The organism is Frankia canadensis, from assembly GCF_900197875.1.
Lineage (GTDB): Bacteria > Actinomycetota > Actinomycetes > Frankiales > Frankiaceae > Frankia > Frankia canadensis.
Genome location: NZ_FZMO01000413.1, coordinates 1 through 1,646 on the forward strand (window position 1 = coordinate 1; position 1,646 = coordinate 1,646).

Genomic DNA, 1,646 nt, shown 5'->3' on the forward strand with positions numbered 1-1,646 from the left:
GGACGAGACCCGCTGGCCCGACCCCACACCCCCCACCGCCACCGAACTCGACCGGGCCACCGGCGGCGCCGCCGTCTACCTCGCCCGCGCCGACGGCCACACCGCCGTCATCTCCACCGCCCTGGCCACCCGCGCCCACGCCGCCAGCCACCCCGGCTGGCACCCCGACGGCCTGGTCACCGGCCCCGCCCACCACACCGCCCGGCGCACCGCCGACACCAGCCTCACCCCCAGCCAACGCCGCGCCACCTGGGCGGCCACCCGCACCCACGCCGCGCGCCTGGGCATCGCCGCCCTGCACGAGATGGCCGGCCCCGACGTCTCCAGCGCCGACGACCTCGCCGGCCTGCTCGCCCACGCCGCCACCGTGCCCGGCCCCCAGATCCACGGCTACTGGGCCGGCGACCTCACCACCGCCCGCACCCTCGGCGCCGCCTGGGGCGGCGACACCTTCGTCGACGGCTCCCTGGGCTCCCATACCGCCGCCCTGCACAGCCCCTACGCCGACGCCCCCCACCACGGCACCCTGCACCTCGACGCCGCCGCCGTGCGCGACATCGCCCTGTCCGCCACCACCGCGGGCCTGCAGACCGGCTTCCACGCCATCGGCGACGCCGCCCTCACCACCGTCCTCGACGGCCTCGCCGCCGCCGCCGCCCGCACCGGCCACGCCCACCTGCGCGCCGCCCGCCACCGCCTCGAACACGCCGAGATGACCACCACCGACCACCTCGGCCGCATCGCCGCCCTCGGCCTCGTCGTCTCCACCCAACCCGCCTTCGACACCCGCTGGGGCGGGCCCACCGGCATGTACGCCACCCGCCTCGGGCCCGCCCGGGCCGCCGCGATGAACCCCTACGCGGCCATGGCCGGCGCCGGCATCACCCTCGCCTTCGGCTCCGACGCCCCCGTCACCCCCCTCGACCCCTGGGGCGCCGTCCGCGCCGCCACCGGCCACCACACCCCGGGCGCGCGGCTGTCCCCCCACGCCGCCTTCACCGCCGCCACCCGCGGTGGCTGGTACGCCGCCCGCGCCGAGGACGACGGCCATGGCATCCTCGCCCCCGGCCATCCCGCCACCTACGCGATCTGGGACGGCCCCCGCACCGGCGACTGGGCCCTGCCCGACCCGCACGCACCCACACCCCAATGCCGGCGCACCGTGCTGCGCGGCCGCATCCTGCACGACACCCCGCGCTGAAGGCACCGCCTCCCCGAACTGCTCCCCGCCCGCACCGCTCCCGCACCCCGATAGTCGCACATCCGTTCGATTCAAAGGAGGCGGGGCGTCATCACCGTCACCGGATGCCAGAAATGTCTGCACCAACGCCGGGGCGAACCCGCCGACACAGGGGAAACCCGGCGGGGGAGTGGGACCATCCAGGTTCCCCGACCGACCGCGATCGCCATCCCAGGCGGGAGCCGCGGCCGGCGAACCACCCGCCCCGGTCCGGCGGGACCGCGCCGCCCCACGGACACAGCGACCACCAGCGACAGGCCCGCAGGAGCGGGGGCGGCGTGGTCAGCGCGGCCATCGTGACCGAAACTGGTTCGGTGACCTCCACGCCGGCCCGCCCCCGCCCCGCGCTCCCCCTGGCCAAGGAGCTCTCCCGCCGCGGCGGCGGGATCGGCGCCGCGGGCCTGTG

At 77.8% G+C, this 1,646-nt stretch carries 1 protein-coding gene; it reads left to right on the forward strand.

Annotation, left to right across the window (positions count from 1 at the left end; all coding sequences use genetic code 11):
- Nucleotides 1–1,201 (forward strand): amidohydrolase (locus C1A33_RS24955; protein ID WP_101833844.1); only part of this gene is annotated, 1,201 nt, incomplete at its 5' end.
- Between the last annotated feature and the right edge of the window lie 445 nt (nt 1,202–1,646).